Here is a 25,881-nt window from a genome sequence, read left to right as displayed (position 1 = left end):
CTGCTTGATTGCCCGTGCGAAACCGCCTATCACCACCTCGCCAAATAGGCACACCAGATAACAACAAATCAACCGCAGCGAGAGCCAAAATGAGCGCCATTGTCGATATCCACGCCCGCGAGATTCTAGATAGCCGTGGTAATCCGACGGTTGAAGTCGATGTCACCTTGGAAACTGGTGCAATGGGCCGGGCCGCCGTGCCGTCCGGTGCCTCCACTGGCACGCATGAGGCGGTTGAGCTGCGAGATGCTGATAAGGGCCGTTATCTCGGTAAGGGCGTGCAAAATGCCGTTGAGGCAGTGAATGGTGAAATCCAAGACACGCTGCTTGGCATGGAAGCGGATGAGCAGATCCTGATCGATGGCATGATGATTGCCCTCGATGGTACGGATAACAAGGCACGCCTCGGCGCCAATGCCATCCTGGGCGTCAGCCTGGCGGTCGCAAAGGCCGCTGCTGAAGACGCAGGCCTGCCACTCTACAAGTATGTTGGCGGTGCGGGTGCACGCACCATGCCTGTGCCGATGATGAACATCATCAATGGCGGCGCTCATGCCGATAACCCTGTCGATGTGCAGGAATTCATGGTGATGCCAGTAAGCGCGCCGAACATCGCGGAAGCGGTGCGTATGGGTGCAGAGATTTTCCACCACCTGAAGAAGCTTCTGTCAGCTGACGGCCTCGCCACCAATGTTGGTGATGAAGGAGGCTTCGCCCCCAACGTTGCCTCCACTGAAGACGCGATTGGCTACGTGCTGAAGGCTGTTGAGCAGGCCGGTTACCGCCCGGAAGAAGATGTAGCGCTGGCGCTTGATGCTGCCTCCACCGAGTTCTTCAAAGACGGCAAGTATGAGTTGGCGGGTGAGGGCAAAACCCTGGACCCGGCCGGTATGGTTGATTACTGGGCCGCACTGGTTGGCAAGTTCCCCATCGTCTCCATTGAGGATGGCATGGCCGAGGATGATTGGGATGGTTGGAAGCTGCTGACCGACAGCATCGGCGATAAGTGCCAGCTGGTTGGTGATGATCTCTTTGTCACCAACCCCGCGCGCCTGTCTGACGGCATTGCCAAAGGTTCGGCCAATTCGATCCTGGTTAAGGTGAATCAAATCGGTAGCCTGACCGAGACGCTTGAGGCAGTTGAGATGGCTCACAAGGCTGGCTTCACCGCAGTGATGTCCCACCGCTCTGGTGAGACGGAGGACAGCACCATCGCCGACCTGGCTGTTGCCACCAATTGTGGTCAGATCAAAACCGGCTCGCTCTCACGCTCAGACCGGACGGCGAAGTACAATCAGCTGCTCCGCATCGAAGAGACGTTGGGTCCAGCGGCGATCTATCCCGGTAAAGCCGTGTTCGGCGGGTAACATTTCGATCCAAATGAAGCCGATTCGCATGCCTGATTCGCGCGCGCGTTGACGCCTGGCCGATGGCATGATTCCATGGGGTCATGAGCACGCATCCACACCATCACGACCCGGCACCGCCAACCCGTTGGCGGGGGCGTCTGCGTGTCATGCTGCAGACGATCATCGGATCCGCCTTGATTGGTTATTTCGGTTATCACGCCATCCAGGGTGACAGTGGTTTCAGCGCTATGGTGGACCTACAAACGGATGTCGCCGCGCTGGATATTGAGCGTGAGGAATTGCGCGCTGAACGCACCGCATTAGCCCATCGTGCTGCCCTGCTTAGGGATGAGAGTTTGGACCCTGACCTATTAGAAGAGCGCATTCGAAGCGTGCTTCATTATGCCGGGCCAAGCGACCGCGTTATCGTTGGCGCAGATTGATTGCATCCTTGCATCAAGCTTTTGCGCGGGCCGACGAAATTTCCTTACGCACTGTCTCAACATCATAGAACCAGTTGATTCACATCAATGTTTCTTACGTTCCAACATGCAATGTTGCAGCGCCTAAGGGGTGAAAACGGTTTGCCCTAAAACGGTATTTCACGTACCTCTACCGCCAATAATCTAAAGCCGAACCTCATCGGCATGTCTTCAAAATAGCCAGTCCGTTTCGGGAGGACTTCATGGCAACGCGTAGCAGCACCGCATCCGCGAAAAAGGCGAGCACGACCAAATCACGCTCGACCAAGACGACAGCGTCAAAATCAACCGCAGCAAAATCGACAGCCCGTAAGGCACCTGCGAAATCGGCAGCGGCGAAGCCTGCGGCCGCAAAGTCAGCAGCAGCGAGAAAGCCAGCAGCTAAGACAACGCGGCGTGCCAGCTCGACGCGCAAGAATGCAGCAGCGACCGCCAAGAAGGCACCATCACGTAGCCGTTCGACGACACGGAAGCGCAGCAATGATGAGCTGCTGAAGCTTTACAAGGACATGCTGCTTATTCGCCGCTTTGAAGAGAAGGCGGGACAGCTTTACGGCATGGGTTTGATTGGCGGTTTCTGCCACCTGTATATCGGTCAAGAAGCCGTCGTGGTTGGCATCCAGTCACAGCTGAATGATACCGACAGCGTGATCACCAGCTACCGTGACCACGGCCATATGCTGGCGTGCGACATGGACCCGAAAGGTGTGATGGCTGAACTGACCGGACGTGAGGGTGGCTACTCTCGCGGTAAGGGTGGCTCGATGCACATGTTCAGCCGTGAGAAGAAGTTCTATGGCGGTCACGGGATCGTTGGCGCTCAGGTGCCAATCGGTGCCGGTCTCGCCTTCGCGCACAAGTATCTCGAGGATGATGGCATCAACGTCTGCTACCTCGGTGATGGTGCGGTGAACCAGGGCCAGGTTTATGAGACCCTGAACATGGCCGCACTTTGGAAGCTGCCAGCACTGATCGTTATTGAGAATAACAAGTACGGCATGGGCACCAGCCAAGAGCGGGCCTCAGCCGGTGAGCTTTACCGTCGTGGTGAGGCTTATGGCATCCCGGGTATGCAGGCCGACGGGATGGATGTTCTCGCCATGCAGGATGCTGCGCGGAAATGTGTCGACCATGTCCGCTCAACCGGGCCGATGATCCTGGAGGCGCAGACCTATCGCTATCGTGGTCACTCGATGTCTGATCCGGCGAAGTACCGAACCAAGGAAGAGGTGAGCGAGTATCGCCAACAGCGCGATCCGATCGAGCGTCTGCGTGACTTGCTGCTGAAGCAAAAGGTCAAAGAGGACGACATCAAGGCGATCGATAAAGAGATCAAAGAGATCGTGAATGAGTCCGCCGACTTCGCACAAACCAGCCCTGAGCCGGACCCAGCTGAGCTGTGGACCGATGTGCTGGTTGAAGTCTAATCGCACGCACCAATCAAATCAGAACAACAACGTTTGTTATTAGGGACGAAGACCCATGCCGATACAGGTTCTAATGCCGGCCCTGTCACCCACCATGACCGAGGGCACACTGGCCAAATGGCTGGTTAAAGAGGGTGATGACGTCAGCGCCGGTGATGTGATCGCAGAGATCGAAACCGATAAGGCGACCATGGAGGTCGAGGCCATCGATGAAGGTAAGATCGGCAAGATCTTGATCGATGAGGGCGCCGAGGAAGTTGCTGTAAACACACCTATCGCTGTCCTGCTTGAGGATGGTGAGAGTGCAGCTGATATCGGTGATGGCGGTGCAAGCCCAGCACCAGCGCCTGCAGCAGCACCAGAGGCCGTAGCGCCAGCACCGGCCGAGGCTAAAGCACCGGCCGCAAATGATCAGCCAGCACTGTCAGCATCACCGCCCTCGGATGAAGATAAGTACTATGCTGAAGCCAAGACCCTGACGGTCCGTGAAGCACTCCGCGATGCCATGGCGGAAGAGATGCGCGCAGACAAAACCGTCTATGTCATGGGTGAGGAGGTTGCTGAGTATCAGGGCGCCTACAAGGTGACCCAAAACCTGCTGCAAGAGTTTGGCGATAAGCGGGTCATCGACACCCCGATTACCGAGCATGGTTTCACCGGTCTTGGTGTTGGTGCTGCCTTTGGTGGTTTGAAGCCAATTGTTGAGTTCATGACCTTCAACTTCGCCATGCAGGCGATTGATCAGATCATTAACTCTGCCGCTAAGACCCTATACATGTCCGGTGGTCAGATGGGTTGCCCGATTGTGTTCCGGGGGCCCAACGGTGCGGCGGCCCGCGTCGCAGCACAACACAGCCAATGCTACGCAAGCTGGTACGGCCACGTACCTGGTTTGAAGGTGGTCTCCCCATACTCAGCGGGTGATTGTAAGGGTCTGCTGAAATCAGCGATCCGTGATCCAAACCCAATCATCTTCCTGGAGAATGAGATCACCTACGGGATGAGTTTTGATGTGCCGGTGGATGAAGACTTCACCGTGCCAATCGGTAAGGCGAAGGTGCTGCGCCAGGGGAGTGATGTGACCATCACCGCGTTCTCCCTGATGGTGAAATATGCGCTTGAGGCTGCTGACCAGCTCGCCGCTGAGGGCATTGAGGCTGAGGTTATCGACCTTCGCACCATTCGCCCGCTGGATACCGCGACCATTGTCGACAGTGTGAAGAAGACCAATCGCATCGTCGCCGTGGAAGAGGGCTGGGCCTATTCCGGCATCAACTCTGAGATTGCGGCCCGGATGTTTGAGCATGCGTTCGATTATCTGGATGCCCCGGTTGCCCGGGTGAACTGTGCCGATGTGCCGTTGCCTTACGCCGCCAATCTGGAAGAGCTGGCGCTACCACGCGCTGCCGACATCGTTAAGGCGGCCAAGTCCGTCTGCTACCGATAACCAAAAGACTATAGAGAGTTGGGGAGCATCCCATGCCGATCAAAATTCTGATGCCGGCCCTGTCACCAACCATGACCGAGGGCACGCTTGCCAGCTGGTTGAAAAGCGAAGGCGACGATGTCAGCGCGGGTGACGTAATTGCTGAGATCGAGACCGACAAAGCCACCATGGAAGTGGAAGCGGTCGATGAAGGTAAGCTTGGCAAGATCCTCGTTGAGGCAGGTACCGAAGGTGTCGCCGTTAATGAGGTGATCGCCATGTTGCTGGAAGAGGGGGAGGATGCCTCCGCCCTTGATGGCGCCGATAGCTCGCCAGCCCCTGCACCCGCCGCGGCACCAGAACCCGCGGCAGCGCCAAAAGCTGAGGCACCTGCCGCCGCGCCGGCACCAGCTGCGCCAGCCCCAGCAGCTCCAAGCCAGGCTGGCAATCGCGTATTTGCAAGCCCGCTAGCACGCCGTATGGCCGCCCAAGCTGGTTTGGATCTCTCAGCGATCAAGGGCACTGGGCCGAATGGCCGTATCGTTAAGGCTGATGTTGAGGCCGCCTCTGCTGGTGGCACTGCAGCGGCACCGGCCCCAGCAGCTGCACCAAAGGCAACGGAGGCACCAGCGGCAGCGGCTTCTATGCCGACCGGCCCAGACGCCAAGGCACTCGCCGATGCTTACGGCATGACCTATACCGAGCAGCCCAATTCCGGCATGCGCAAAGTCATTGCGAAGCGTCTGACAGAGTCCAAGCAGACCGTGCCGCATTTCTACCTAACCGTGGAATGCGAGCTGGACGCCCTATTGGCAATGCGCAAGCAGTTGAATGCCAAATCACCAGAGGGTGAGGGGGCGTTTAAGCTGTCCGTAAACGATCTCATCATCAAAGCATGTGCAATTGCGTTGAAGCGGGTGCCGGCGGCAAACGCCTCTTACACCGACGCCGCCATGCTGATGTATGACCATGCGGATATCTCAGTCGCTGTGGCAACGCCAAGTGGCCTGATCACACCGATCATTAAGCGTGCGGAAGAGAAGGGCCTGTCCACCATTTCACGTGAGATGAAGGACCTGGCTGGTCGCGCCCGCGACGGCAAACTGAAGCCGGAAGAGTATCAGGGCGGCACCTTCTCCGTCTCCAATCTGGGTATGTTCGGCATCAAGGAATTTGCTGCCATCATTAACCCCCCACAGGGCTGCATCCTGGCCGTTGGGGCAGGGGAGCAACGACCAGTTGTTAAGGATGGGGCACTCGCCGTCGCGACGGTGATGAGCTGCACCCTATCCGTTGATCACCGGGTGGTTGATGGCGCGGTTGGTGCGGAATACTTGGCCGAGTTTAAGAAACTAATCGAAGACCCAATGGCGATGATGCTCTGAGCAAACCAAGCTCAAGCAGGAGAGAGACATGGCGGACACCAATTTTGATCTCGTTGTTATGGGCGGTGGCCCTGGCGGCTATGTGGCGGCCATTCGGGCTGCCCAACTGAAGATGAAGGTCGCGCTGGTTGAGCGTGAGCATCTGGGCGGTATCTGCTTGAACTGGGGCTGTATCCCAACAAAGGCCTTGCTGCGCTCAGCTGAGATCCATCATCTGCTGCACAACCTCGATGCCTATGGCTTTGCCGCGGACAATATTCGCTTTGACCTCGATAAGGTGGTGAAGCGTTCACGTGGTGTGGCTGGCCAGCTCTCTGGCGGTGTGAAGCACCTGCTGAAGAAGAACAAAGTCACCGTCTTTGACGGCACCGCGAAGCTTGCCGGTAAGGGTAAGGTCGCTGTTGATCTGCAGAAGGGCGGGAATGAAACCCTTTCCGCTAAGCACATCATCATTGCGACCGGCGCCCGCGCGCGAACCCTACCGACCATGAAGCCAGATGGTAAGTTCATCTGGACCTATAAGGAGGCCATGGTCCCCGACGCGATGCCGAAGAAGCTGCTGGTTATCGGCTCCGGCGCTATCGGGATTGAGTTTGCGAGCTTCTATCTCAACATGGGTGCCGATGTGACCGTGGTTGAAATGGTCGATCGCATCCTGCCTGCCGAGGATGAGGAGATCTCAGCCTTCGCGAAGAAGAGCTTTGAGAAGCAGGGGATGAAGATCCTCACCAATGCCAAGGTTGAGGGCACGAAGGCTAATGCCAGCCAGATCGAAGCGACGATCGATGTTGGCGGTAAAAAGCAGACTGAGAAGTTTGACCGCATCGTCCTCGCCATCGGTATCACCGGGAACATCGAAGATATCGGTCTGGAAGGCACCAAGGTTCAAACCGATCGCGGCCATATCGTGATTAATGAGTGGATGGAAACCGGTGAGCCTGGCGTCTACGCCATTGGCGATGTGGTTGGTCCTCCATGGTTAGCCCATAAGGCTAGCCACGAGGGTGTCATCTGCGTTGAGAAGATTGCCGGCATCAATGATGTCCACCCGCTCGACACCAGTGGCATTCCAGGTTGCACCTACTGCACACCACAGGTCGCCAGTGTTGGCCTGTCTGAGGCGAAAGCAAAAGCTGCTGGTCATGAGATCAAGGTTGGCCGCTTCCCCTATATCGGGAATGGCAAGGCAATCGCCCTGGGTGAGCCCGAGGGGCTGGTTAAAACCATCTTCGATGCCAAGACCGGCGAGCTACTCGGTGCCCATATGATCGGCGCTGAGGTGACAGAGCTGATCCAGGGTTATGGGATCGCCAAGACCCTGGAGACCACGGAAGCAGAGCTGATGCACACCGTATTCCCGCACCCGACCCTGTCAGAAATGATGCATGAGAGTGTGTTGGACGCCTATGACCGGGCGATCCACTACTAAGTCTGATGCTGCGCTGGCTGGCCGATAAGCTGACACGGGGATGGCATGTTCTGATCATCCTCGCCTGTGCCTTCGGCATTGCCATGTTCTTTCGGCTGGGTAAGGGCTTCTATGAACTTGCCAGCAACCCCGATGGGGATCAGAGCCCCTGGCTTTGGTGGTTACTGTTCGGCGGGGCGGTTGTTTTTGCGGTTGGCCTGTTTGTTGAGGCCGCCCGCCGGGTCCGGATTATCATGGCACCGCGGGATGCTGGCTGATGCGTCTCGCTCAATGCGGCAATACGGGACAGGTGCTCGTTCTTTAATCGATCATGCTGCCGCCCTATGTTAGCCATAGGTAAGCTTGGGCTTGCCGGATAAGAAGACAACGTTATGCCAGTAGATCCAAATCGCGTTCGCCACCCTGAGAAGGCGCACAAACCAGATAACCCGATCCAGCGGAAACCATCTTGGATCCGGGTGAAGGCACCTGTCTCGAAAGAGTATCAGGAGACCCGCAAGCTGATGCGGGGGCTAAGCCTTAATACGGTTTGCGAGGAGGCTGCTTGCCCAAACATTGGAGAGTGTTGGGCCAAGAAGCACGCGACCTTCATGATCCTCGGTTCGGTCTGCACCCGTGCCTGCGCGTTTTGTAACGTCGCAACCGGCATGCCGGACAAGCTTGATCCCCATGAGCCTGAGAATGTTGCCGAGGCAACCGCCCAACTAGGCTTAAATCACGTGGTCATCACCTCGGTTGATCGGGATGATCTGGATGATGGCGGTGCCATGCACTTTGCCCGGACCATCCGCGCCATTCGCGAGATGTCACCCGACACCACGATTGAAATCCTGACGCCAGATTTCAAACACAAGACCGATCTGGCCGTTGATATCCTGCTGGCTGATAAGCCGGATGTGTTTAACCACAATCTGGAAACCGTGCCGCGGCTTTATCCGCATATCCGACCCGGTGCGCGGTATTTCACCTCACTCGATCTGCTTCACCGGATTAAGCGTGGTGACCCAACCATCTTTACCAAGTCAGGCATGATGGTGGGCCTAGGTGAGGGGCGTGAGGAAGTCTTCCAAGTGATGGATGATATGCGCGCCGCCGATGTCGACTTCATCACCATTGGTCAGTACCTGCAGCCGACGCCGAAACATGCCGCCGTCGACCGCTTTGTTGAGCCCAAGGAGTTCCACTCCTACGTCAAGATGTCCCGGGCCAAGGGCTTCTTGATGGTTTCGGCATCGCCGTTAACCCGCTCTTCGCACCATGCAGGCGATGATTTTGTAAAGCTGCGTGAAGCGCGTGAGGCCAAACTGGCCAGCGCTAAGACCGGTAAGTCAAAAGCTGATGTGGTAGCCGCGGAGTAGGTTGGTCTAACGCCATGCCCACCCATTGCGAAAAGAAGATCGTCCCATACCGTTCGGACCAGATGTTCGAGCTGGTGGCCGATATCGCGAGCTATCCAAAGTTTCTACCTTGGTGCGTGGCGTCCCGCATACGCTCCCGCAAAGGGGATGTGGTTCTAGCCGATTTGATCATTGGCTTCCGCATGATCCGGGAACGCTTTACCTCTCGCGTTGTGCTCGAACCACCGAAGGGTGTCGGCGCACCAGCGGCGATCAAGGTTGAGTATCTGGACGGCCCCCTCAAGTCGCTCCGCAATGAATGGACGTTCACGCCAACCGGCAATGGTGATGCGTGCGAGGTCGATTTCTTTGTCGACTTTGAGTTCCGGTCAAAGATGCTGCAGAAGGTTGCCGCACTCTTCTTCTCAGAGGTGGTGAGTAGAATGGTCGGTGCGTTTGAGGACCAGGCCCAGGTGCTCTATGGCGATCTTGCCGAGGCGGAAGCCAGAACCGGCCAGAAGGCACGAACCATCGTGATTGAGAGTACGGCCTAGCTGTTCGTTAGCAGCGCCTCAATCAACTCAAATGCCTTAAGCACGGTCTGGTGGCGGACATTCGCCCGGTCACCATCGAACAGGCATTGCTCAACCTGCACCGGTGCGCCACGTCTGCCATAGCCGATATAGACAAGGCCCACAGGCTTCTCAGCTGTGCCGCCACCGGGGCCGGCCACGCCCGTTATAGATACCGCGACCCCTGCCATTTTTGTCTGCCCGAAAACCCCAGCAACCATTTCACTCGCGGTTTGCTGACTTACCGCGCCATGGTGTTCAAGGGTGGATAAGGACACACCCAACTGCTCGTGCTTGGCCTCATTAGTGTAGGTAACAAAGCCACGATCCACGGCGGAGGATGAGCCAGCAATGCTGGTTAGGGACGCCGTGATAAGCCCGCCGGTACAAGACTCAGCGGCAGCAATCATAACGCCGCTATCGGTGGCCAATTCGATAACGTGCTTGGCAGGGGCAATCAGCCCATCGGCGACATCACCAGCCATTAGGCGGCGCCAGATGACGGGCTGCGTGGCACCTCAACTGATGCAACCGCCTGGCAAGCAATACCTTCACCGCGCCCGGTGAAGCCCAGCCGTTCTGTCGTGGTGGCCTTAACCGAGACACGATCGAGGTCGAGGCCCACGATCTCGGCCAACCGCTCACGAAGGGCAGGGCGGTTAGGCCCGATCTTCGGCTTCTCACACATCAGGGTCACATCCACATGGACCAAACGACCACCCCGCTTGAGGAGGAGGCCCAGGGCGTGGTCGAGGAACTGAACACTCTCCGCACCCTTCCATTTCGGATCCGTGGGTGGGAAGTGCTCGCCAATATCACCGGCACTGATCGAGGCCAGAATGGCGTCGGTTAGGGCGTGCAAAGCTACATCTGCATCGGAATGACCATCCAGCTTCATGTCGCTGGGGATGGTGACGTTACAGAGGATGACGCCATCACCGGGCACCAGCCGGTGCACATCAAAACCAAAGCCGGTTCGGGCCTCCATAACAGGGGTTGTTTGGTCAGCTGCGCCAGCCATCAATGCTTGAGCCATGGTCAGATCATTTCGTCGGGTAATTTTGAAATTGGGGGAACTTGCCTCGATCAGTTTCACTGGTAAGCCGAGCGCTTCAGCAAGTGAGGCGTCATCAGTAAAATCGCCTTCTGTCAGGTCACGGTGTGCCTTTAAGATATCCCGGAACCGAAACCCTTGTGGGGTTTGGGCCTGCCACAGCTGATCGCGGGAAACAGTCTCGGTGATGCAATCGCCGTCATCTGCACGTTTAAGCGTGTCCGCAACGGGCACAGCCACGATTGCGCCCACCTGTTCGTCCAGTGCGTCGATAAGGCTGTTCAGGGTTTCCTCACCGATTAGTGGGCGTGCAGCGTCATGGATCAGGACCAGGTCTGGGTCGGCGGCATTTGCAAGGCTCTCAAGCCCACGGGCGACCGATTGCTGACGGGTGGCACCGCCGATGATCGGCTCAGGCAGGCCTAAATCCCCAACCGCTTGATCATACAACTCACGGTGGTCATCACCGATTACCACCTGCACATGACCAATCTGCGGGTGGTTAAGGAAAGCCAGGACGGCATGGCGAAGCACGGGGGCATCGCCCAGGGTCAAATACTGCTTTGGCCGATCGGACATAAAACGGATGCCCTGACCCGCAGCCACAAGCAGGGCTGCTATCGATTTCTGGGCATGGCTGCCGGGCTTGCTATCGGGCATCTTCAGAATTGTTCGTGTAGGAATGGCCAGGTGACATCACATGGCCAGCGGCTCGTTCACCGCAAGGCAGCCATCGCATGCAACAAGGCTATTGTTGCGTCAATGGCTCTCGCTTATCTTGCACAAAATTTAATCAGGTAAATTTTTAGCGAGCCTCATTTGGATACCGCACCGATCCTTAGACATCCTGGCGGCACACAAAAGGATAAACAGCGCGAGCCGAACTCGGCGAAGAGCACGGGCGACGCTATTTTTGAGGCCCTGCCTGATCCCGTGATCGTTGCTAACCAGCACGGCCAGATCACCCGCATTAATTTATCGGCTGAAGACTTCTTCAACCTGCCGAAGGCTGCGTTCCTGAAACAGGATCTAGGTGATGTGCTGCCCACAGCCTCGCCAATCTTTGCCCTGGTCGATTTGGCCTTTAAAACCGGCAACTCAGTTGCGGAATACGGCATCGAATTGGACACACCCCATACCGGCCAGCAAACCGTGATGGTTCAAGTGGCGCCAATTGGTGTGCCGGCTGAAGAGGTGCTGATCCAAATTGGTGAGCGCTCAATCGCTAAAAAGATCGATCAGCGGAACAACCACCGGCATGCGGTCCGTTCCATCTCCGGTATGGCTGCGATGCTGGCGCATGAATTACGCAACCCACTCTTAAGCATCCGTGGCGCGGCACAGCTGCTGGAGCAGCAGGCCAGTGATGAGGACCGCGAACTAACCCAGCTGATCCGCGAAGAGACGAGCCGGATTAAGAGCCTTGTCGATCGGGTGGAAGTCTTCACCGATACCGGTCCCTTGGATGCTGACCCCGTGAATATCCACGAAGTGCTGCAGCAGGTTCGCCGCTCAGCGCAGGCGGGGTTCTGTGAGGGGATCGAGATTGAAGAGGCGTATGATCCATCACTGCCGCCGATCCGGGGCAATCGCGAACAACTTATTCAGCTCTTCCTCAATCTGCTTAAAAATGCGGCAGAGGCGGCGCCAAGCCGTGATGGTGAGATTAAGATCGCAACCTCTTACAACCCGACTGTTCGCCTAACACTGGCAGGACAGGGCAGCCGAATTCACCTGCCTTTACAAGTGACTATCGAGGATAACGGCATTGGCATCCCCGAGGATGTACGTCCCCATTTGTTTGATCCGTTCGTGACAACAAAGAGTGGTGGAACTGGCCTGGGCCTTGCACTGGTCGCGAAGCTCGTCGCCGACCATGGCGGCATCATCACCTTTGAAAGCGAGCCGGGCCGCACCTTGTTCCGCGTATCGCTACCGATTTGGAAACCACGCGCCGCCGGTACCAACCGCGCGGCAGCAGAGCCAGAAGCCAGCTGATCTATGAGCGCTGCCACTATCCTTGTTGCCGATGATGATCGCTCGATCCGCACGGTGCTTACCCAAGCACTGGCCCGCGAAGGCTATGACGTCCGCACCACAAGCAATGCCTCTACGCTTTGGCGTTGGGTGTCTGATGGTGATGGGGATCTGGTCATCACTGATGTTGTCATGCCCGATGAGAACGGGTTGGAGCTGCTGCCACGGTTGAAGCGCCTCCGCCCAGATCTTCGCGTTGTGGTGATGAGTGCCCAGAACACACTGATTACGGCGGTTAAGGCCGCCGAGCGTGGTGCCTTCGAGTATCTGCCGAAGCCATTTGATCTGACTGAGCTGATCCAAGTTGTCGACCGGGCCCTAAAAGCGAGTGCTGAAGCTGAAACGGCCCCCCAGGCAGAGCAGGGGGCTGAACGCTTGCCCCTGATCGGCCGCTCACCGGCGATGCAGAACATCTACCGGATCATGGCGCGCCTAATGAATACGGACCTAACCGTCCTTATCAATGGTGAGTCAGGCACGGGTAAAGAATTGGTCGCCCGCGCCCTGCATGAGCTTGGCCAGCGTAAGAACGGCCCCTTTGTCGCCGTTAATATGGCTGCCATCCCGCGTGAGCTTATTGAAAGTGAGCTGTTCGGCCATGAGAAGGGCGCCTTCACCGGTGCCTTGAACCGGGCAACTGGCCGGTTTGAGCAAGCCCAGGGTGGCACGCTGTTCCTTGATGAAATTGGCGATATGCCGCCCGAGGCGCAGACCCGCCTGCTGCGCGTTCTGCAGGAGGGGGAGTTCACCACCGTTGGTGGCCGTACCGCCATGGCCGCCGATGTCCGGATCATTGCCGCAACGCACCGCGATTTGCGGGCGCTAATCCGCCAAGGTCTGTTCCGCGAGGATCTGTACTACCGCCTCAACGTCGTGCCTATGCGCCTCCCAAGCCTGCGTGAGCGTGTGAGCGATATTCCGGATCTGGTCAGCCACTTCTCAGGCCTCGACCTAATGCCTGATCAGCGGCCTAAACAGCTTACACCGGCAGCGATGAAGCGCCTCCAGGCCCATGAATGGCCTGGTAATGTGCGTGAGCTTGAGAACTTGGTCCGCCGCTTAGCCGCCCTCTATGTTGATGAGCAACTCGATATCGACGTCATTGAAACCGAGCTTAGCGAGGCACCAACACCGCAGGCGGCCAGCAACGGTGTCGCGCCAGCAGATGAGAGCCTGTCAGATGCCGTCGCTCGTCATTTGAGCACCTACTTCCAGGCGCATAGTGATGGCCTTCCAGCCAATGGCCTTTACGACCGCATCCTTCGGGAGGTTGAGCGGCCACTGATCGCCCAATGCCTGGAAGCGACCCGTGGCAACCAGATTAAGGCGGCAGAGTTGCTCGGTCTCAACCGCAATACCTTGCGTAAGAAGATCCGGCATTTAGACATTCCGGTTATCCGCGGGATAAAATAGAACCAAGAGGTTCAACACCGCTTGGAATTGCCTTGGCCGATTTGACCAATCAAGAGCTACCGAAAGAGCCCCCGACCGCTGATAAGCGCTCGGCAGAGGCCAGCATGCTTCGGCTAAGCCTGGGCTGGGTGGCGCGCGCCATTCGCGTCAATCGGATTGCGACCGCATTGATCCTCGCGATTGCCGTCTCGCTTGTGACGACCTTTATGATCGTCACCAACCGGGAGACGGGTGTTGCCGCCGAGGCTCACACGGTTCTTTGGCTGCTGATCCTTAATCTGGCGCTGTTCGGCGCGTTGGCGCTCGCGTTCCTCTATCGCCTTATTGATGTGTGGATCAGGCGACGGCGCGGGGTGGCAGGCTCACGCCTTTATATGCGCCTGATCGTCTTCTTCTCGGTCCTTGTGGCCGTGCCGTCGATCCTGGTTGCCAGCTTTGCCGCCATCTTCTTCTATTTCGGGGTTCAGGATTGGTTCAACGACCGGGTCCGTACTTCGGTTGAGGAGAGCCTGAACGTCGCCGAGGCGTATCTTGAGGAGCACCAGCAGGTGATCCGTGCAGATGCCCTCGCCATGGCCAATGATTTAAACCGTGAGGCGCCCGCCCTGATGGGCAATACCAGGCGGCTCGCCCAGGCACTTCAGACCCAGACACTGGTCCGCAACCTGACTGAAGCTGTCATCTTTGACAGTACTGGCCGGGTGATTGCTAAATCCGGTCTCACCTTTGCCATGGAGTTTGAGACGGTACCGGACGACGCACTGGCCCAAGCCAGGGCCGGTGAGGCACCAGTGGTCACCAGGAACACCGATGATCGTGTTCGGGCATTGGTTCGCCTGAACCAGTTCGTTGATGCCTATTTATATGTGGGCCGCTTCGTCGATCCGGCGGTGCTGGGCCATATGGATGCCGCCCGAGATGCGGTGGAGGGCTATGCCGCCCTTGAAGAGCGCCGGGGTAACCTGATCGCGGTGATGACCTTGATCTTCATTGGTGCCGCGCTGCTGTTATTGCTCGTCGCTATCGGTCTTGCGTTGAAGTTTGCCAGTTGGCTCGCCGTGCCGGTTGGACAGCTTATCCAAGCCTCTGACCGGGTCTCTGGTGGTGACTTTGGGGTTCGGGTGGCAGAACCCGCCCATATGGATGAACTCAGCATCCTCTCCCGTACCTTTAACCGTATGACCTCCCAGTTGGAGGAGCAGCGGGATGAGTTGGTAGAGGCCAACCGCAAAATGGATCGCAGGCGACGGTTTACTGAAACCGTCCTGTCAGGCGTCTCGGCCGGGATCATTTCCATTAATGGGGAAGGGCAGGTCCGCCTGGCTAACCGCCGCGCCACCGAGTTCCTAACCGGTGACGCGCAGCAAGCGGTCAGCGGCAACATCTTTGAGCAGTTGCCTGGCCTCTCAAGCCTTACAGATCGCGTGCGTCAGTTGCCGCAGCGGGATGTGGAGGAAGAGCTTAGTGTCCCACGCCCGCTTGGGCAGCCCGGTGATCGCGCAACGCTTCTGGTGCGTATTACGGCTGAGCTGCAAGAGAGCCAGATCACCGGCTTCATCATCACCTTTGATGACATCACGGATCTGGTGGCGGCCCAGCGGACGGCGGCCTGGGCCGATGTGGCGCGCCGCATTGCTCATGAGATCAAGAACCCGCTTACGCCCATTCAGCTGGCCGCAGAGCGCCTGCGTCGTCGCTATGGCGAATTGGTACCTGCCAATGACGGGACCTTTGATACCTGCATCGACACGATCATCAGGCAGGTGGGGGATATTGGCGGCATGGTCGACGAGTTTTCGTCCTTTGCCCGCATGCCGCAGCCACAAATGGCACAGTCAGACCTGGTTGAGCTGACCAAACAGGTGATGTTTTTGCAGCGTCAGGCATCACCAGAAATACGAATCGAATTGGGTGAGACTCCAACACGACTCGAGACGGTATGCGACCGACGCCAGATTGCCCAAGCACTGACAAATATTTTGAAGAATGCCGTTGAGTCTGTGGAACAAGCGGCCGCTCGAGTCGCCGATTCGGCTGACGACGAAAAGTATGGTGGCGAAATTATTATTTCAATTCATGAGGATAGTGACGATTGCCAGATCACTGTTCGCGATAATGGAATCGGCTTCCCCGATTTGGGGCGCGACAGATTGACGGAGCCATACGTCACAAGGCGCGCTGGCGGCACTGGTCTTGGGCTAGCGATCGTCAAGAAGATTATGGAAGATCACGGCGGATCGATAAGACTTGAAGACAACACCACTTGTGGCGCATATGTAACACTAGTGTTGTCAAAAAGTCTCACCGTATCCGCTGGCGATGCTGCGGATGGTGACGGGCAGGGAGGCCCGCTGCTCTCCGCTGGTTCACGCCGGCTTGGACAGGAAACTTAAAACACCCCTGGCGATCCGCCGGAGTGACTTGGCCATTTATTGCAGTGGCTGAGGGCCGGGTACGCCTTGGGGCAAGCGCAGGAACGTTGAATCGATATGGCCCATGACATTTTGATTGTGGATGATGAGGCGGACATCCGCGGCATGATCGCCGATGTCCTTACCGATTATGGCTATGAAACGCGCCAGGCGGCCGATGCCGACCAAGCGCTCGCAGCGGTTAAGAACCGTCAGCCAAACCTGGTGATATTGGATATCTGGCTTGAGGGTAGCCGCATGGATGGCCTCGGCATCCTCGAGGTTCTTCGCCAAGAGCACCCAACACTGCCGGTGCTGATGATCTCTGGCCACGGCACGGTTGAGACCGCCGTCGCTGCCATTAAGAAGGGTGCCTACGACTTCATCGAGAAGCCGTTTAAGACTGACCGCCTGATCCTCACCGTTGAGCGCGCTGTTGAAGCTGCCCGTCTGCGCCGGGAGAACAAAGAGCTTCGCGTTCGCGCCAATGCGGTTAACGAGTTGATCGGCAAGTCGTCCCAGGTGAACCAACTTCGCCAAGCGATTGAGCGGGTCGCTCCAACCAACAGCCGTGTGCTGATCACCGGTGCCCCAGGTGCCGGTAAAGAGGTCGTCGCCCGTGTCCTGCATGAGCAGTCACGCCGGAAGGACGGCCCCTTTGTCGTTCTGAACTGCGCCATTATGCGGCCAGAGAACTTTGAAGCTGAGCTGTTTGGTGCGGTCCAAACCGCCGATGGTCAGCAGCATAAGATTGGCCTGCTTGAGCAAGCCCATGGTGGCACGCTGCTCCTTGATGAGATTGCAGACCTGCCGCTTGAGACCCAGGGTAAGATTGTCCGCGTCCTTCAGGAGCAGACCTTCCATCGGGTTGGTGGCGCTGAGAAGATCGCCGTCGATGTCCGCGTGATTGCAGCCAGTAACCGCAATCTGCAGGAAGAAATGCAGGAAGGGCGGCTGCGCCAGGATCTCTACTACCGCCTAAACGTGGTGCCGCTGGAAGTTCCAGCCTTGATGGAGCGCCGTGATGACATCCCTGTGCTGCTTCGCCATTTCATGAGCGTTGCCTCCGAAACCACTGGCCTTGCGCCACGGGTGATTGGCGATGACGCAATGGCTGCACTTCAGGCCTATGACTGGCCAGGCAATGTCCGCCAGCTACGCAACGTCATTGACTGGCTGCTGATCATGGCAGCCGATGATCCGATCCGCGCCGATATGCTGCCAAGTGAGATCGGTGCCAAGGCACCAGACGTCGTGAAGTGGGAGCGTGGTGCCGAAATCATGAGCCTACCGCTGCGCGAGGCCCGTGAAGTGTTCGAACGTGAGTACCTCATGGCCCAGGTGAACCGCTTTGGTGGCAACATTTCCCGGACCGCATCCTATGTGGGCATGGAGCGTTCAGCGCTTCACCGGAAGCTCAAATCCCTTGGGGTTCAGAGCTCGGATCGCCTGCGCGCGAAAGCCGGTGCCGCCGGTACCTCGCTTAGCGGTGGCAGTGACGATATGGCGACCTCGCCAACCGTCAATTAAGCGACAAAGCAGCTAAAGACCGATTGCACTTGAGTTTTTTGCTTGAGAGGCATCAGATACGGGCGTCGGCCCCGCCGTTGATCGGTGGGGCGAACCCGCTTGCTGTAGCTTTATCGGCATGAAAGTCATTATCTGCGGGGCCGGCCAGGTCGGCTCCAACATTGCGCGCTATCTGGCTGCTGAAGGCAACGATGTAACGATTGTCGACAGCGACCCCAATATCGTACGCGAGTTAAGCCAAACGCTGGATGTGAAGGCCATTCAAGGGATGGCATCGCAGCCCAGCGTGCTGGAACGCGCCGGCGCACCCGATACTGACATGCTGATCGCCGTGACCTATGCGGACGAGGTGAACATGATCGCCTGCCAGGTCGCGCACTCCCTGTTCAATGTGACGACCAAGATCGCGCGGGTGAGGGCACAGGACTACCTCCGCCCGATTTGGCAGGACCTTTTCTCCCGCGATCATATGCCCATAGATGTGATCATCTCACCAGAGATTGAGGTGGCACGGGCAATCTCGCGACGCCTACAAGTGCCTGGCGCCTTCAATATGATCCCACTGGTCAATGGCAGGGTCCGGTTGATTGGCGTGCTGTGTGAAGAGAACTGCCCGATCGTCAACACCCCGTTGCGGCAGCTGACGTCATTGTTCCCGGATTTAGCGATTAAGATCGTCACGATCTCTCGTGACGACCGCTTTTTCCTGCCAACAGGCGATGATCAGCTGCTGGTTGGCGATCAGGTCTACTTTGTCGTGGATGAGGATCACATCACTCGCGCTATGGCCACCTTTGGCCATGAAGAGCCAGAGGCACGGCGTATTCTGGTGATTGGTGGCGGGAATATCGGTCTCGTCCTGGCTGAAGAGATTGAAGAGAACTACCCCGGTACCAGTGTTCGCATCATCGAACATGGCAAAGAGCGCGCCCGTTACATCGCGCAGAAGCTGCCCGGCACGACGGTTATCAATGGCGACGGCCTCGACCCGAATATTCTGGCGGAGGCAAATGTCGGCCAGACCGAGACTGTGGTCTGCGTGACCAATGATGATGAGGGTAATATCCTCGGCTCACTATTGGCTAAACGCTATGGCAGCCAACGGGCAATTACCCTAATTAACAAAAACACTTACGGACCTTTGCTTGCATCACTTGGCATTGATGCGGTGGTCAGCCCACGGGCTATTACGGCATCAACGATCCTGCAGCATGTGCGCAGAGGTCGCATCCGATCCGCGCACAGTATCTGTGACGGTTTCGCTGAAGTCATAGATGCTGAGGCACTAGAAACGTCGAGCATCGTGAACAAAGCGATCGGCGATCTTAATCTGCCACCGGGCTTGATCATCGGGGCGATTGTGCGCAAAGACACGGTGATTATGCCGACACCGGAAACCGTGATCATGCCACTGGATCGCGTTGTGATCCTATCGGTCGTTGCCCAAATCAAGCAGGTTGAGAAGATGTTCTCGGTCCGCTTGGAGTTCTTCTAAGTCAACCTTTTCAAGGTGTTACGCCATGAGTCGTATTGCTTATGTCAATGGTAGCTATTGCCCGCTGAAAGAGGCTGCGGTCCATGTTGAGGATCGCGGTTATCAGTTCGCCGATGGCGTTTATGAGGTGATTGGCTACCGCCATGGCCGGATGGTCGATGCCCAGGGGCATTACGACCGCCTATGGCGCTCCATGAGCGAACTACAGATTGCCCAGCCGATGTCTGAGACGGCCATGAAGCTGGTGATTGATGAGTTGATCCGCCGGAACCGCATGGCGAATGCCCTGATCTACATTCAGGTTACACGCGGTGTTGCGGCCCGGGACTTCAAGTTCCCAGGCGGTGCACCCAAGCCAGGGACCCATCAGGGCAGCTCAATCGTCATTACCGTCCGGCCAGCCAAGATGGATCATACGGCGCAGTTAGAACACGGCGTACGGGTTGTGACGGTTCCAGATATTCGCTGGAAACGTCGTGATATCAAATCAGTAGCACTGCTTCCTCAGGTTCTTGCCAAGCAAGCGGCGAGCGAAAAGGGCGCGTTTGAGGCCTGGATGGTCGATGATGACGGCTATATCACCGAGGGATCGTCCAGCAATGCATGGATTGTGACCCGCGAGGGTAAGCTCGTTACCCGGCAGGCGGCTGAGAACAAGATCCTTCGCGGTGTGACCCGTACCTCATTACTCCGGTTTGCCGAAGCAGAGGGGCTGGAGTTCGAGGAGCGCGCGTTTAAGCCGGAAGAGGCCTACCAAGCCGTGGAGGCCTTTGTCTCGTCGGCCACGACCTTCCTACTGCCGGTAGTGGAGATCGACGGCCATGCGGTTGGGAATGGCCGCCCTGGCAGCCTGGGCCAACGTCTGCGCTCTGCCTATATGCAATATGCCGATGGTGAGGCAGGCCCAGATAGCCGGTGGGTGGCGTGAGCGAGGCAAGCGCAACCAGTCAAACGGCAATTCGCGACATCACGGGCAAGGCAGGCAGGCCAAGCGCCCTGATCTTTGATTGGGATAATACCCTGGTCGATAGCTGGGGAATCATTCACCGAGCCCTGGTCGATACCTTCAAGGCCTTCGGGAAGGCGCCCTGGACCCTTGAAGAATCCAAGGCCAACGTCCGAAAGTCGGCGCGCGACAGCTTCCCCATCCTGTTTGGTGATGAATGGGAGGCCGCTAAGGACCACTACATCGCTGCGTTTGAAGCTGTTCACCTCGATGAGTTAACTCTGCTCGACGGGGCCCAGAACCTTGTTGAAGCCGCCGCTGCTGCGATGCCGTTGGCGATCGTTAGCAACAAAACCGGGCGGCTCTTGCGGGCTGAAATTGAGCATCTGGGGTGGGGGAGCCACTTTGTCGCAGCGCTTGGTGCCGGTGATGCCGAAGCTGACAAGCCAGACCCCACACCCGTAAGAATCGTTCGCAAAAAGCTCAGTGAAGCGCAGAACACGAACGTATGGTTCCTTGGCGATGCCGATGTGGATATGGCCTGCGCACAAAACAGCAATTGCGCAGGTGTCTTGATTCATGGGACATCCTTGGGGCAATTTTTCAATCGCGCGGTGCCACCTGGAACCGACCTGGCAGTTCTTGACTTGCCAACCCTCCAGGCCCATCTGCGTGATGGCGATGCGATGTAAGCGCTTAAGCGGCTAGCCCCAGACTAAATAAGGGGCGACGTGTTGTCAGGAGAGAGCGATTAAGAGTTGGGGCTAACCCTCCAAAAGCTCAGGAGTATTCCGATGTCAGACCGAAGCCAGAACGTGCAGGATGTATTTCTAAACAGCATCCGTAAGAGCAGAATGCCAGTGACGATCTTCCTCGTGAACGGGGTGAAGTTGCAGGGCATAGTGACCTGGTTCGATAACTTCTCGGTGCTACTCCGCCGCGATGCGCACTCTCAACTGGTCTACAAGCATGCGATATCAACCGTCATGCCATCCCAGCCAGTGCAGTTATTCGAGCCCTCGGATGATGAGGCAGAGGTTGAGCCGGCATAAGCTTGGCTGCTGACCTAAAGCAATAACGAGCCCGGATTGATACCAGGACCCGATACCCCAGATCAGGCAGGCGACGACCAAAAGCGTCGTGATGCCAGCATCGCCATCGTACTCATCCCCCTAATCGGTGGGGACACCAACGACCGCGAACCAGAGGCCAGGCAGGCCGAGGCTGTGGGCCTTGCAGCCGCAATTGGTCTCGACGTCGTCGCGGCTGAATTGGTGCGCGTCCGTGCGCCTAAGCCCGCGACCCTGTTTTCCAATCGTATTCTCGATGACATTGATGAGCTGGCCGATGAGACCGGCGCCGGCCTAGTCATCGTCGACGGGCCGCTTACGCCGGTTCAGCAGCGCAATCTCGAACGCCGCTGGTCCATGAAGGTTATCGACCGAACGGGCCTAATCCTGGAGATCTTTGGCGCCCGAGCGCAGACGGCGGAGGGCAAGCTGCAGGTTGAGCTAGCGGCATTGCAGTATCAACGCTCAAGACTAGTGCGGTCCTGGACCCACCTTGAACGACAGCGCGGGGGCCTTGGGTTTATCGGCGGTCCAGGTGAGAGCCAACTCGAGATCGACCGACGCCTGATCGATACCCGCATTGATCGCATCCGGAAGGATTTGGAGCAGGTGCGCCGAACCCGTGGCCTGCACCGCGATGCACGGGCGAGGGTGCCTTACCCCGTGATTGCTTTGGTTGGCTATACCAATGCCGGTAAATCCACATTGTTCAATCGCTTATCAGGCGCTGATGTGATGGCGGAGGATCTACTCTTCGCCACCCTTGATCCAACCATGCGCGCCATTGATCTGGCTCCAGACCTCAAGGTCATCATGTCTGACACGGTTGGTTTCGTATCCAACCTGCCGACCACGCTGGTCGCCGCCTTCCGTGCGACATTGGAGGAGGTCACCAATGCTGACTGGATCCTCCATGTCCGCGATGTCTCCCATATAGATACCGAGGCACAGCGGGCCGATGTTGAGGCCGTGCTAACCGATCTCGGCATCGATACCGCGAACGACCCGCGGTTGATTGAGGTTTTGAATAAGACTGATCAATTGGCAGCGGGGGATAGCCAAGCGGCGGCCTCAGCCGCTAAGCGGCGTCGTGCGACTGAGTATCGGGACCGTGTCGTTTCTGTTTCCGCCATGACCGGGGAGGGGTGTGATGATCTGATCCGCCTTCTTGCGACCCTGCAACGGCAGAAGCACCGCATCATGTCGTTTACCGTGCCGTTCGAGCGGGGTGAGGTTCAATCCTGGCTCTATGATCGTGGCCAGGTTTTGGAGCGGGATGACACCGATACTGGTTTGCAGATGGTGGTGGCACTGACGGATGCAGATTTCGACCGGTTTGTGGCCCGTTTCCCAGATATTGAGAATGCCCCGGCACCTGCTCTCGAAACGCTTGAAACAGCGGCTGAATAGCGGCCTAATGCCATTCCAGATTTCGCGGCAACCGTTCCCGGTGACGCATCATTAGCTTGAGCAAGCAGGCTCAACCATCAGAAAGTAAGAGGTTTTTCATGGGCGGAAAGAATGTCGCTTTCGTCGGCTTGGGCGTTATGGGCCATCCAATGGCCGGTTACCTGACCAAAGCCGGACACAATGTGGCGGTTTATAACCGCACGACTGCTAAAGCTGAGGCCTGGGCCAAGGAGTATGGTGGCCGTGCTGCCATGACGCCTAAAGAGGCCGCTGAAGGCGCTGAGATCGTGTTCACCTGTGTGGGTAATGACGATGACGTGCGATCCGTCGTTCATGGTGAGAACGGTGTCCTGGCCGGCTTAGCATCGGGCGGCTTGCTGGTTGATCACACCACCGCATCAGCAGGGCTCGCCCGCGAGTTGGACGAAGTCGCCAAGGGGCAGGGGGTTGGCTTCCTTGATGCGCCGGTTTCAGGTGGCCAAGCAGGCGCCGAAAACGGTGTCCTGACAGTCATGGTTGGCGGTACGGATGCTGACTTTGGCCGTGGAGAGCCGGTGATGGATGCCTATTCCCGCAACGTCACCCATATTGGCCCGGCCGGGCACGGCCAAATGGCTAAGATGTGCAACCAGATGTGTATCGCAGGCATCCTCCAAGGCCTGTCAGAGGCTATCAATTTCGGCCAGCGTGCCGGCATTGATATGAACAAGGTCATCGAGACGATCTCGAAAGGCGCAGCGCAGTCCTGGCAAATGGAAAACCGCGCGGAGACCATGATCCAGGGTGAGTTTGATTTCGGCTTCGCCGTTGACTGGATGCGCAAGGACCTTGCCATCTGCCTTGAAGAGGCCGATCGGGTTGGCGCCCGTGTGCCGGTGACGGCACTGGTGGACCAATTCTATGCCCATGTTCAGGCACGGCAGGGTGGTCGCTGGGACACCAGCAGCCTTATCCAGCTGCTCGCCAATGACTAAGCCAGCGGTTTAGCGCTTCTTCTTAGCCATTCTTCTCAGCCTGTTTGGCTACTTCCCAGGCAGCCTGCATGGCATTCATATCAGCCTGACCCAGCGGCTGGCCCTGATCGGCCAGCTGCTGTTCTATCGACCGGAACCGGCGCTCAAACTTCACTGTCGCGTTGCGGAGTGCGGTTTCAGCCTCGATATCCAGACGGCGGGCGAGGTTCACCATAACGAACAACATGTCGCCCAGCTCTTCCTCTAATGCCGCCTGATCCGCACCATCTTCGATTACCTCTTCCAGTTCCTGCTTTTCTTCCAACAGCTTATCGAAGATCTGTGAGACGTTGTCCCAATCAAACCCGGCTCGGGCGGCCCGCTTTGAAATCTTCTGGGCACGTAATAGAGCAGGAAGGTTCAAGGCAACGCCGTCGAGGACACTGGTGTCATTCTTAGCCGCCCGCTCACGTTCCTTCTCGGTCTCCCAGACATCTTTGACCGCAGACGGATTGTCCGCATCGACATTGCCAAAAACATGGGGATGGCGGCGCCGCATCTTTTCTGCAATATGCACTGCTACATCATTGAAATTAAAAGATGATTTCTCATCCGCTATTTGTGCGTGAAAGACTACCTGGAGAAGTAGGTCGCCCAGCTCATCCTGCAGGTCGCCCATATTGTCCCGCGCAATCGCGTCAGCGACCTCATAGGCTTCTTCGATCGTATAAGGGGCGATAGAGGCGAAATCCTGCTCCCGGTCCCATGGGCAACCGCCAGGCGCCCGTAGGCGACGCATAATCTCAAGTAGATCATCGATTGGCCGAAGCTGATCCGTATTTGCGGCCTTCATTTCCGAACCGTTCTGATGCGGCTGGGTCTCAGCAGTCATGGGAAAGCACTCCGAAACAAGGTGGGGATGATCTAGGCCCGAGTTCACATGCTAGCGTCTGAATGGCAAGAGATGATTGCGCCCCGGCAAAGCGGGCAGGGAACAGGCATATGGGGTTCAGGGCACCTTTTCAGGCTGGTTTGGTCGTTATGGCCGGTATCGCCCTTGCTGGATGCGCCCAGAAGCTCGCCATCCAGCAGGTTCATGAAGACCGTGGCCGTGCCATTTTCGCGTTTGATAAGCAGTTCGAAGGCCCAGCCTTTGGCTTTGTGCGGGGCGCTGCCAAACAGTACTGCCAGAGTATCGCGCTAACCCTTGAGCCTTATCTTTTGGGACAGGTCTACACACTGAACGGCATCGGCTATGCAGAGTTCCAGTGCGCCGGGGCCAACATCAACGGGGTTCAGCCGCCCACACTTCCCTTGCTAAGCCGCCCAGAAACCGAGCGCTTATTGGCAGAGCAGGGGGAGGCCTTACCAGAACCTGAACGGCTACCACCACTTCGGTAGGTGCTGAGAATGGCGTCTAATGATCAGATAACCACTCTTGTTGGCGGTGGGCCAGTTGACCCTGCTGTCCTCAAAGAGGCTGTATCCTTGTCTGGACAGATTGTTGGGGTAGATGGTGGCACCGCTCATCTTCATACAGCCGGCATCACGCCAAACACCATTCTTGGTGATATGGATTCCGTTCCCCCAGACCTTATGTGGCCTGGCACACCCCCTAAGGAAATCACCTTAACTGACCAGGACACAACAGATTTTGAGAAGGCGCTGAAACACTTTGGCGCTGGTATCTATCTGGCCGTTGGCTTCACCGGCGGGCGTTCAGATCACTATCTGGCGGTTCTTGATGTGATGCTTAGATATCCAGAACATCACGTCACATTAATGGATGAGTTCAGCATCAGCACGATTGTGCCCGTTGGAGATACCCAGATCGATCTGCCAACCGGTACGCAGATATCATTAATGCCTTTGGTGCCGACAGACTGTTTAACCTCAGCTGGTCTCAGATGGCCGATTAACGGATGGTCAATGGCCATGGGCAAGGCGGTAAGCATCTCAAACGAGGTTTCGCAAAGCCCTATAACCCTTAGTTTCTCAGACCGAGCTGTACTGGCTCAAGCACCGGCTAAGCTGGGGCCGTCCTGGTCGATGACATTGGCTAGAACAAACTAGGTTCAGGGGATTGAGATAACCGCTAGCCAGTAACTATCGATTTTTGAGGGCAGGTGTTATTACTGAGCATCCGACTGATCAT

At 57.2% G+C, this 25,881-nt stretch carries 24 protein-coding genes; 21 read left to right on the top strand and 3 right to left on the bottom strand.

Annotated elements, in window-relative coordinates:
* Nucleotides 1-89: 89 nt before the first annotated feature.
* The 9 genes from eno (at nucleotide 90) to KI792_05980 (ending at nucleotide 9,389) form a co-directional block, all read left to right on the top strand.
* Nucleotides 90-1,367: a phosphopyruvate hydratase gene (gene eno, locus KI792_06020; GenBank protein ID MBV6632575.1), complete on the top strand. Its 1,278-nt coding sequence runs from the start codon at nucleotides 90-92 to the stop codon at nucleotides 1,365-1,367.
* 149 nt (nucleotides 1,368-1,516) lie between these two features.
* Complete coding sequence (locus KI792_06015; protein MBV6632574.1) at nucleotides 1,517-1,792, top strand: septum formation initiator family protein; 276 nt, start codon at nucleotides 1,517-1,519, stop codon at nucleotides 1,790-1,792.
* Between the two features lie 242 nt (nucleotides 1,793-2,034).
* Nucleotides 2,035-3,258, top strand: a complete 1,224-nt coding sequence (pdhA, locus tag KI792_06010) for a pyruvate dehydrogenase (acetyl-transferring) E1 component subunit alpha (GenBank protein MBV6632573.1) — start codon at nucleotides 2,035-2,037, stop codon at nucleotides 3,256-3,258.
* 55 nt (nucleotides 3,259-3,313) lie between these two features.
* Entirely contained in the window at nucleotides 3,314-4,705 is a 1,392-nt protein-coding gene (locus tag KI792_06005) for a pyruvate dehydrogenase complex E1 component subunit beta (GenBank protein MBV6632572.1), read from the top strand.
* Nucleotides 4,706-4,737: 32 nt separating this feature from the next.
* A complete protein-coding gene (locus tag KI792_06000) occupies nucleotides 4,738-6,069 on the top strand; it encodes a pyruvate dehydrogenase complex dihydrolipoamide acetyltransferase (GenBank protein ID MBV6632571.1) in 1,332 nt (443 codons plus the stop codon).
* Nucleotides 6,070-6,097: 28 nt separating this feature from the next.
* Nucleotides 6,098-7,498 carry a dihydrolipoyl dehydrogenase gene (gene lpdA / locus KI792_05995; GenBank protein MBV6632570.1) on the top strand — a complete coding sequence of 467 codons (1,401 nt, stop codon included), beginning with the start codon at nucleotides 6,098-6,100 and terminating at the stop codon, nucleotides 7,496-7,498.
* A 5-nt stretch (nucleotides 7,499-7,503) separates the two neighbouring features.
* Entirely contained in the window at nucleotides 7,504-7,755 is a 252-nt protein-coding gene (locus tag KI792_05990) for a hypothetical protein (GenBank protein MBV6632569.1), read from the top strand.
* Between the two features lie 114 nt (nucleotides 7,756-7,869).
* The gene (lipA, locus tag KI792_05985; GenBank protein ID MBV6632568.1) at nucleotides 7,870-8,856 is read left to right on the top strand and encodes a lipoyl synthase; all 987 of its coding nucleotides are present in this window, start codon (nucleotides 7,870-7,872) and stop codon (nucleotides 8,854-8,856) included.
* A gap of 14 nt (nucleotides 8,857-8,870) precedes the next feature.
* A complete protein-coding gene (locus KI792_05980) occupies nucleotides 8,871-9,389 on the top strand; it encodes a type II toxin-antitoxin system RatA family toxin (GenBank protein ID MBV6632567.1) in 519 nt (172 codons plus the stop codon).
* On the opposite strand, the gene KI792_05975 is transcribed toward KI792_05980, so the two are convergent.
* Entirely contained in the window at nucleotides 9,386-9,892 is a 507-nt protein-coding gene (locus KI792_05975) for a CinA family protein (GenBank protein ID MBV6632566.1), read from the bottom strand. The genes KI792_05980 and KI792_05975 overlap by 4 nt on opposite strands.
* Nucleotides 9,892-11,121, bottom strand: coding sequence for a bifunctional 2-C-methyl-D-erythritol 4-phosphate cytidylyltransferase/2-C-methyl-D-erythritol 2,4-cyclodiphosphate synthase (locus KI792_05970; protein ID MBV6632565.1), 1,230 nt, complete (start codon nucleotides 11,119-11,121; stop codon nucleotides 9,892-9,894). Before KI792_05970 ends, KI792_05975 begins: the two co-directional genes overlap by 1 nt.
* Nucleotides 11,122-11,295: 174 nt before the next feature.
* Here KI792_05970 and KI792_05965 point away from each other — a divergent pair, with 174 nt between their 5' ends.
* The 10 genes from KI792_05965 to KI792_05920 all read left to right on the top strand — a co-directional run bounded on the left by KI792_05965 (nucleotide 11,296) and on the right by KI792_05920 (nucleotide 23,747).
* A complete protein-coding gene (locus KI792_05965) occupies nucleotides 11,296-12,459 on the top strand; it encodes a PAS domain-containing protein (GenBank protein ID MBV6632564.1) in 1,164 nt (387 codons plus the stop codon).
* A gap of 3 nt (nucleotides 12,460-12,462) precedes the next feature.
* Nucleotides 12,463-13,911 (top strand): nitrogen regulation protein NR(I), encoded by a 1,449-nt coding sequence (gene ntrC / locus KI792_05960; GenBank protein MBV6632563.1) that lies wholly within the window; start codon nucleotides 12,463-12,465, stop codon nucleotides 13,909-13,911.
* 32 nt (nucleotides 13,912-13,943) lie between these two features.
* Complete coding sequence (locus KI792_05955; GenBank protein MBV6632562.1) at nucleotides 13,944-16,304, top strand: PAS domain-containing sensor histidine kinase; 2,361 nt, start codon at nucleotides 13,944-13,946, stop codon at nucleotides 16,302-16,304.
* 96 nt (nucleotides 16,305-16,400) lie between these two features.
* Nucleotides 16,401-17,852 carry a sigma-54-dependent Fis family transcriptional regulator gene (locus KI792_05950; GenBank protein MBV6632561.1) on the top strand — a complete coding sequence of 484 codons (1,452 nt, stop codon included), beginning with the start codon at nucleotides 16,401-16,403 and terminating at the stop codon, nucleotides 17,850-17,852.
* 118 nt (nucleotides 17,853-17,970) lie between these two features.
* Nucleotides 17,971-19,347, top strand: a complete 1,377-nt coding sequence (gene trkA, locus KI792_05945; GenBank protein MBV6632560.1) for a Trk system potassium transporter TrkA — start codon at nucleotides 17,971-17,973, stop codon at nucleotides 19,345-19,347.
* A gap of 25 nt (nucleotides 19,348-19,372) precedes the next feature.
* On the top strand, nucleotides 19,373-20,275 hold the full coding sequence (locus KI792_05940; protein ID MBV6632559.1) for a D-amino-acid transaminase: 903 nt from the start codon (nucleotides 19,373-19,375) through the stop codon (nucleotides 20,273-20,275).
* Complete coding sequence (locus tag KI792_05935) at nucleotides 20,272-20,985, top strand: HAD hydrolase-like protein (protein MBV6632558.1); 714 nt, start codon at nucleotides 20,272-20,274, stop codon at nucleotides 20,983-20,985. Before KI792_05940 ends, KI792_05935 begins: the two co-directional genes overlap by 4 nt.
* A gap of 96 nt (nucleotides 20,986-21,081) precedes the next feature.
* Nucleotides 21,082-21,345, top strand: coding sequence for an RNA chaperone Hfq (gene hfq, locus KI792_05930; GenBank protein MBV6632557.1), 264 nt, complete (start codon nucleotides 21,082-21,084; stop codon nucleotides 21,343-21,345).
* A 99-nt stretch (nucleotides 21,346-21,444) separates the two neighbouring features.
* Nucleotides 21,445-22,773 (top strand): GTPase HflX, encoded by a 1,329-nt coding sequence (gene hflX / locus KI792_05925; GenBank protein MBV6632556.1) that lies wholly within the window; start codon nucleotides 21,445-21,447, stop codon nucleotides 22,771-22,773.
* Nucleotides 22,774-22,871: 98 nt separating this feature from the next.
* Nucleotides 22,872-23,747 carry an NAD(P)-dependent oxidoreductase gene (locus KI792_05920; GenBank protein ID MBV6632555.1) on the top strand — a complete coding sequence of 292 codons (876 nt, stop codon included), beginning with the start codon at nucleotides 22,872-22,874 and terminating at the stop codon, nucleotides 23,745-23,747.
* Between the two features lie 22 nt (nucleotides 23,748-23,769).
* Here KI792_05920 and mazG read toward each other — a convergent pair whose 3' ends face one another.
* On the bottom strand, nucleotides 23,770-24,579 hold the full coding sequence (mazG, locus tag KI792_05915; GenBank protein ID MBV6632554.1) for a nucleoside triphosphate pyrophosphohydrolase: 810 nt from the start codon (nucleotides 24,577-24,579) through the stop codon (nucleotides 23,770-23,772).
* A gap of 149 nt (nucleotides 24,580-24,728) precedes the next feature.
* On the opposite strand from mazG, the gene KI792_05910 reads away from it, so the two are divergent.
* Together KI792_05910 and KI792_05905 are read left to right on the top strand one after the other, a co-directional pair.
* The gene (locus KI792_05910) at nucleotides 24,729-25,127 is read left to right on the top strand and encodes a hypothetical protein (GenBank protein ID MBV6632553.1); all 399 of its coding nucleotides are present in this window, start codon (nucleotides 24,729-24,731) and stop codon (nucleotides 25,125-25,127) included.
* A 9-nt stretch (nucleotides 25,128-25,136) separates the two neighbouring features.
* The gene (locus KI792_05905; GenBank protein ID MBV6632552.1) at nucleotides 25,137-25,799 is read left to right on the top strand and encodes a thiamine diphosphokinase; all 663 of its coding nucleotides are present in this window, start codon (nucleotides 25,137-25,139) and stop codon (nucleotides 25,797-25,799) included.
* The last annotated feature ends 82 nt before the right edge of the window (nucleotides 25,800-25,881 follow it).

It is taken from the genome of Alphaproteobacteria bacterium SS10 (genome assembly GCA_019192455.1).
Classification (GTDB): Bacteria; Pseudomonadota; Alphaproteobacteria; order TMED2; family TMED2; genus TMED2.
Note: the sequence above shows the minus strand (reverse complement) of the source record. Positions and strands in the feature narration are given on the sequence as shown.

Excerpts from the sequence above, each read along its gene's own strand:
- eno (MBV6632575.1), top strand. The coding sequence starts at position 90 with ATGAGCGCCATTGTCGATATCCACGCCCGCGAGATTCTAGATAGCCGT.
- KI792_06015 (MBV6632574.1), top strand. The coding sequence starts at position 1,517 with ATGCTGCAGACGATCATCGGATCCGCCTTGATTGGTTATTTCGGTTAT.
- pdhA (MBV6632573.1), top strand. The coding sequence starts at position 2,035 with ATGGCAACGCGTAGCAGCACCGCATCCGCGAAAAAGGCGAGCACGACC.
- KI792_06005 (MBV6632572.1), top strand. The coding sequence starts at position 3,314 with ATGCCGATACAGGTTCTAATGCCGGCCCTGTCACCCACCATGACCGAG.
- KI792_06000 (MBV6632571.1), top strand. The coding sequence starts at position 4,738 with ATGCCGATCAAAATTCTGATGCCGGCCCTGTCACCAACCATGACCGAG.
- lpdA (MBV6632570.1), top strand. The coding sequence starts at position 6,098 with ATGGCGGACACCAATTTTGATCTCGTTGTTATGGGCGGTGGCCCTGGC.
- KI792_05990 (MBV6632569.1), top strand. The coding sequence starts at position 7,504 with ATGCTGCGCTGGCTGGCCGATAAGCTGACACGGGGATGGCATGTTCTG.
- lipA (MBV6632568.1), top strand. The coding sequence starts at position 7,870 with ATGCCAGTAGATCCAAATCGCGTTCGCCACCCTGAGAAGGCGCACAAA.
- KI792_05980 (MBV6632567.1), top strand. The coding sequence starts at position 8,871 with ATGCCCACCCATTGCGAAAAGAAGATCGTCCCATACCGTTCGGACCAG.
- KI792_05975 (MBV6632566.1), bottom strand. The coding sequence starts at position 9,892 with ATGGCTGGTGATGTCGCCGATGGGCTGATTGCCCCTGCCAAGCACGTT.
- KI792_05970 (MBV6632565.1), bottom strand. The coding sequence starts at position 11,121 with ATGCCCGATAGCAAGCCCGGCAGCCATGCCCAGAAATCGATAGCAGCC.
- ntrC (MBV6632563.1), top strand. The coding sequence starts at position 12,463 with ATGAGCGCTGCCACTATCCTTGTTGCCGATGATGATCGCTCGATCCGC.
- KI792_05950 (MBV6632561.1), top strand. The coding sequence starts at position 16,401 with ATGGCCCATGACATTTTGATTGTGGATGATGAGGCGGACATCCGCGGC.
- trkA (MBV6632560.1), top strand. The coding sequence starts at position 17,971 with ATGAAAGTCATTATCTGCGGGGCCGGCCAGGTCGGCTCCAACATTGCG.
- KI792_05940 (MBV6632559.1), top strand. The coding sequence starts at position 19,373 with ATGAGTCGTATTGCTTATGTCAATGGTAGCTATTGCCCGCTGAAAGAG.
- KI792_05920 (MBV6632555.1), top strand. The coding sequence starts at position 22,872 with ATGGGCGGAAAGAATGTCGCTTTCGTCGGCTTGGGCGTTATGGGCCAT.
- mazG (MBV6632554.1), bottom strand. The coding sequence starts at position 24,579 with ATGAAGGCCGCAAATACGGATCAGCTTCGGCCAATCGATGATCTACTT.
- KI792_05910 (MBV6632553.1), top strand. The coding sequence starts at position 24,729 with ATGGGGTTCAGGGCACCTTTTCAGGCTGGTTTGGTCGTTATGGCCGGT.
- KI792_05905 (MBV6632552.1), top strand. The coding sequence starts at position 25,137 with ATGGCGTCTAATGATCAGATAACCACTCTTGTTGGCGGTGGGCCAGTT.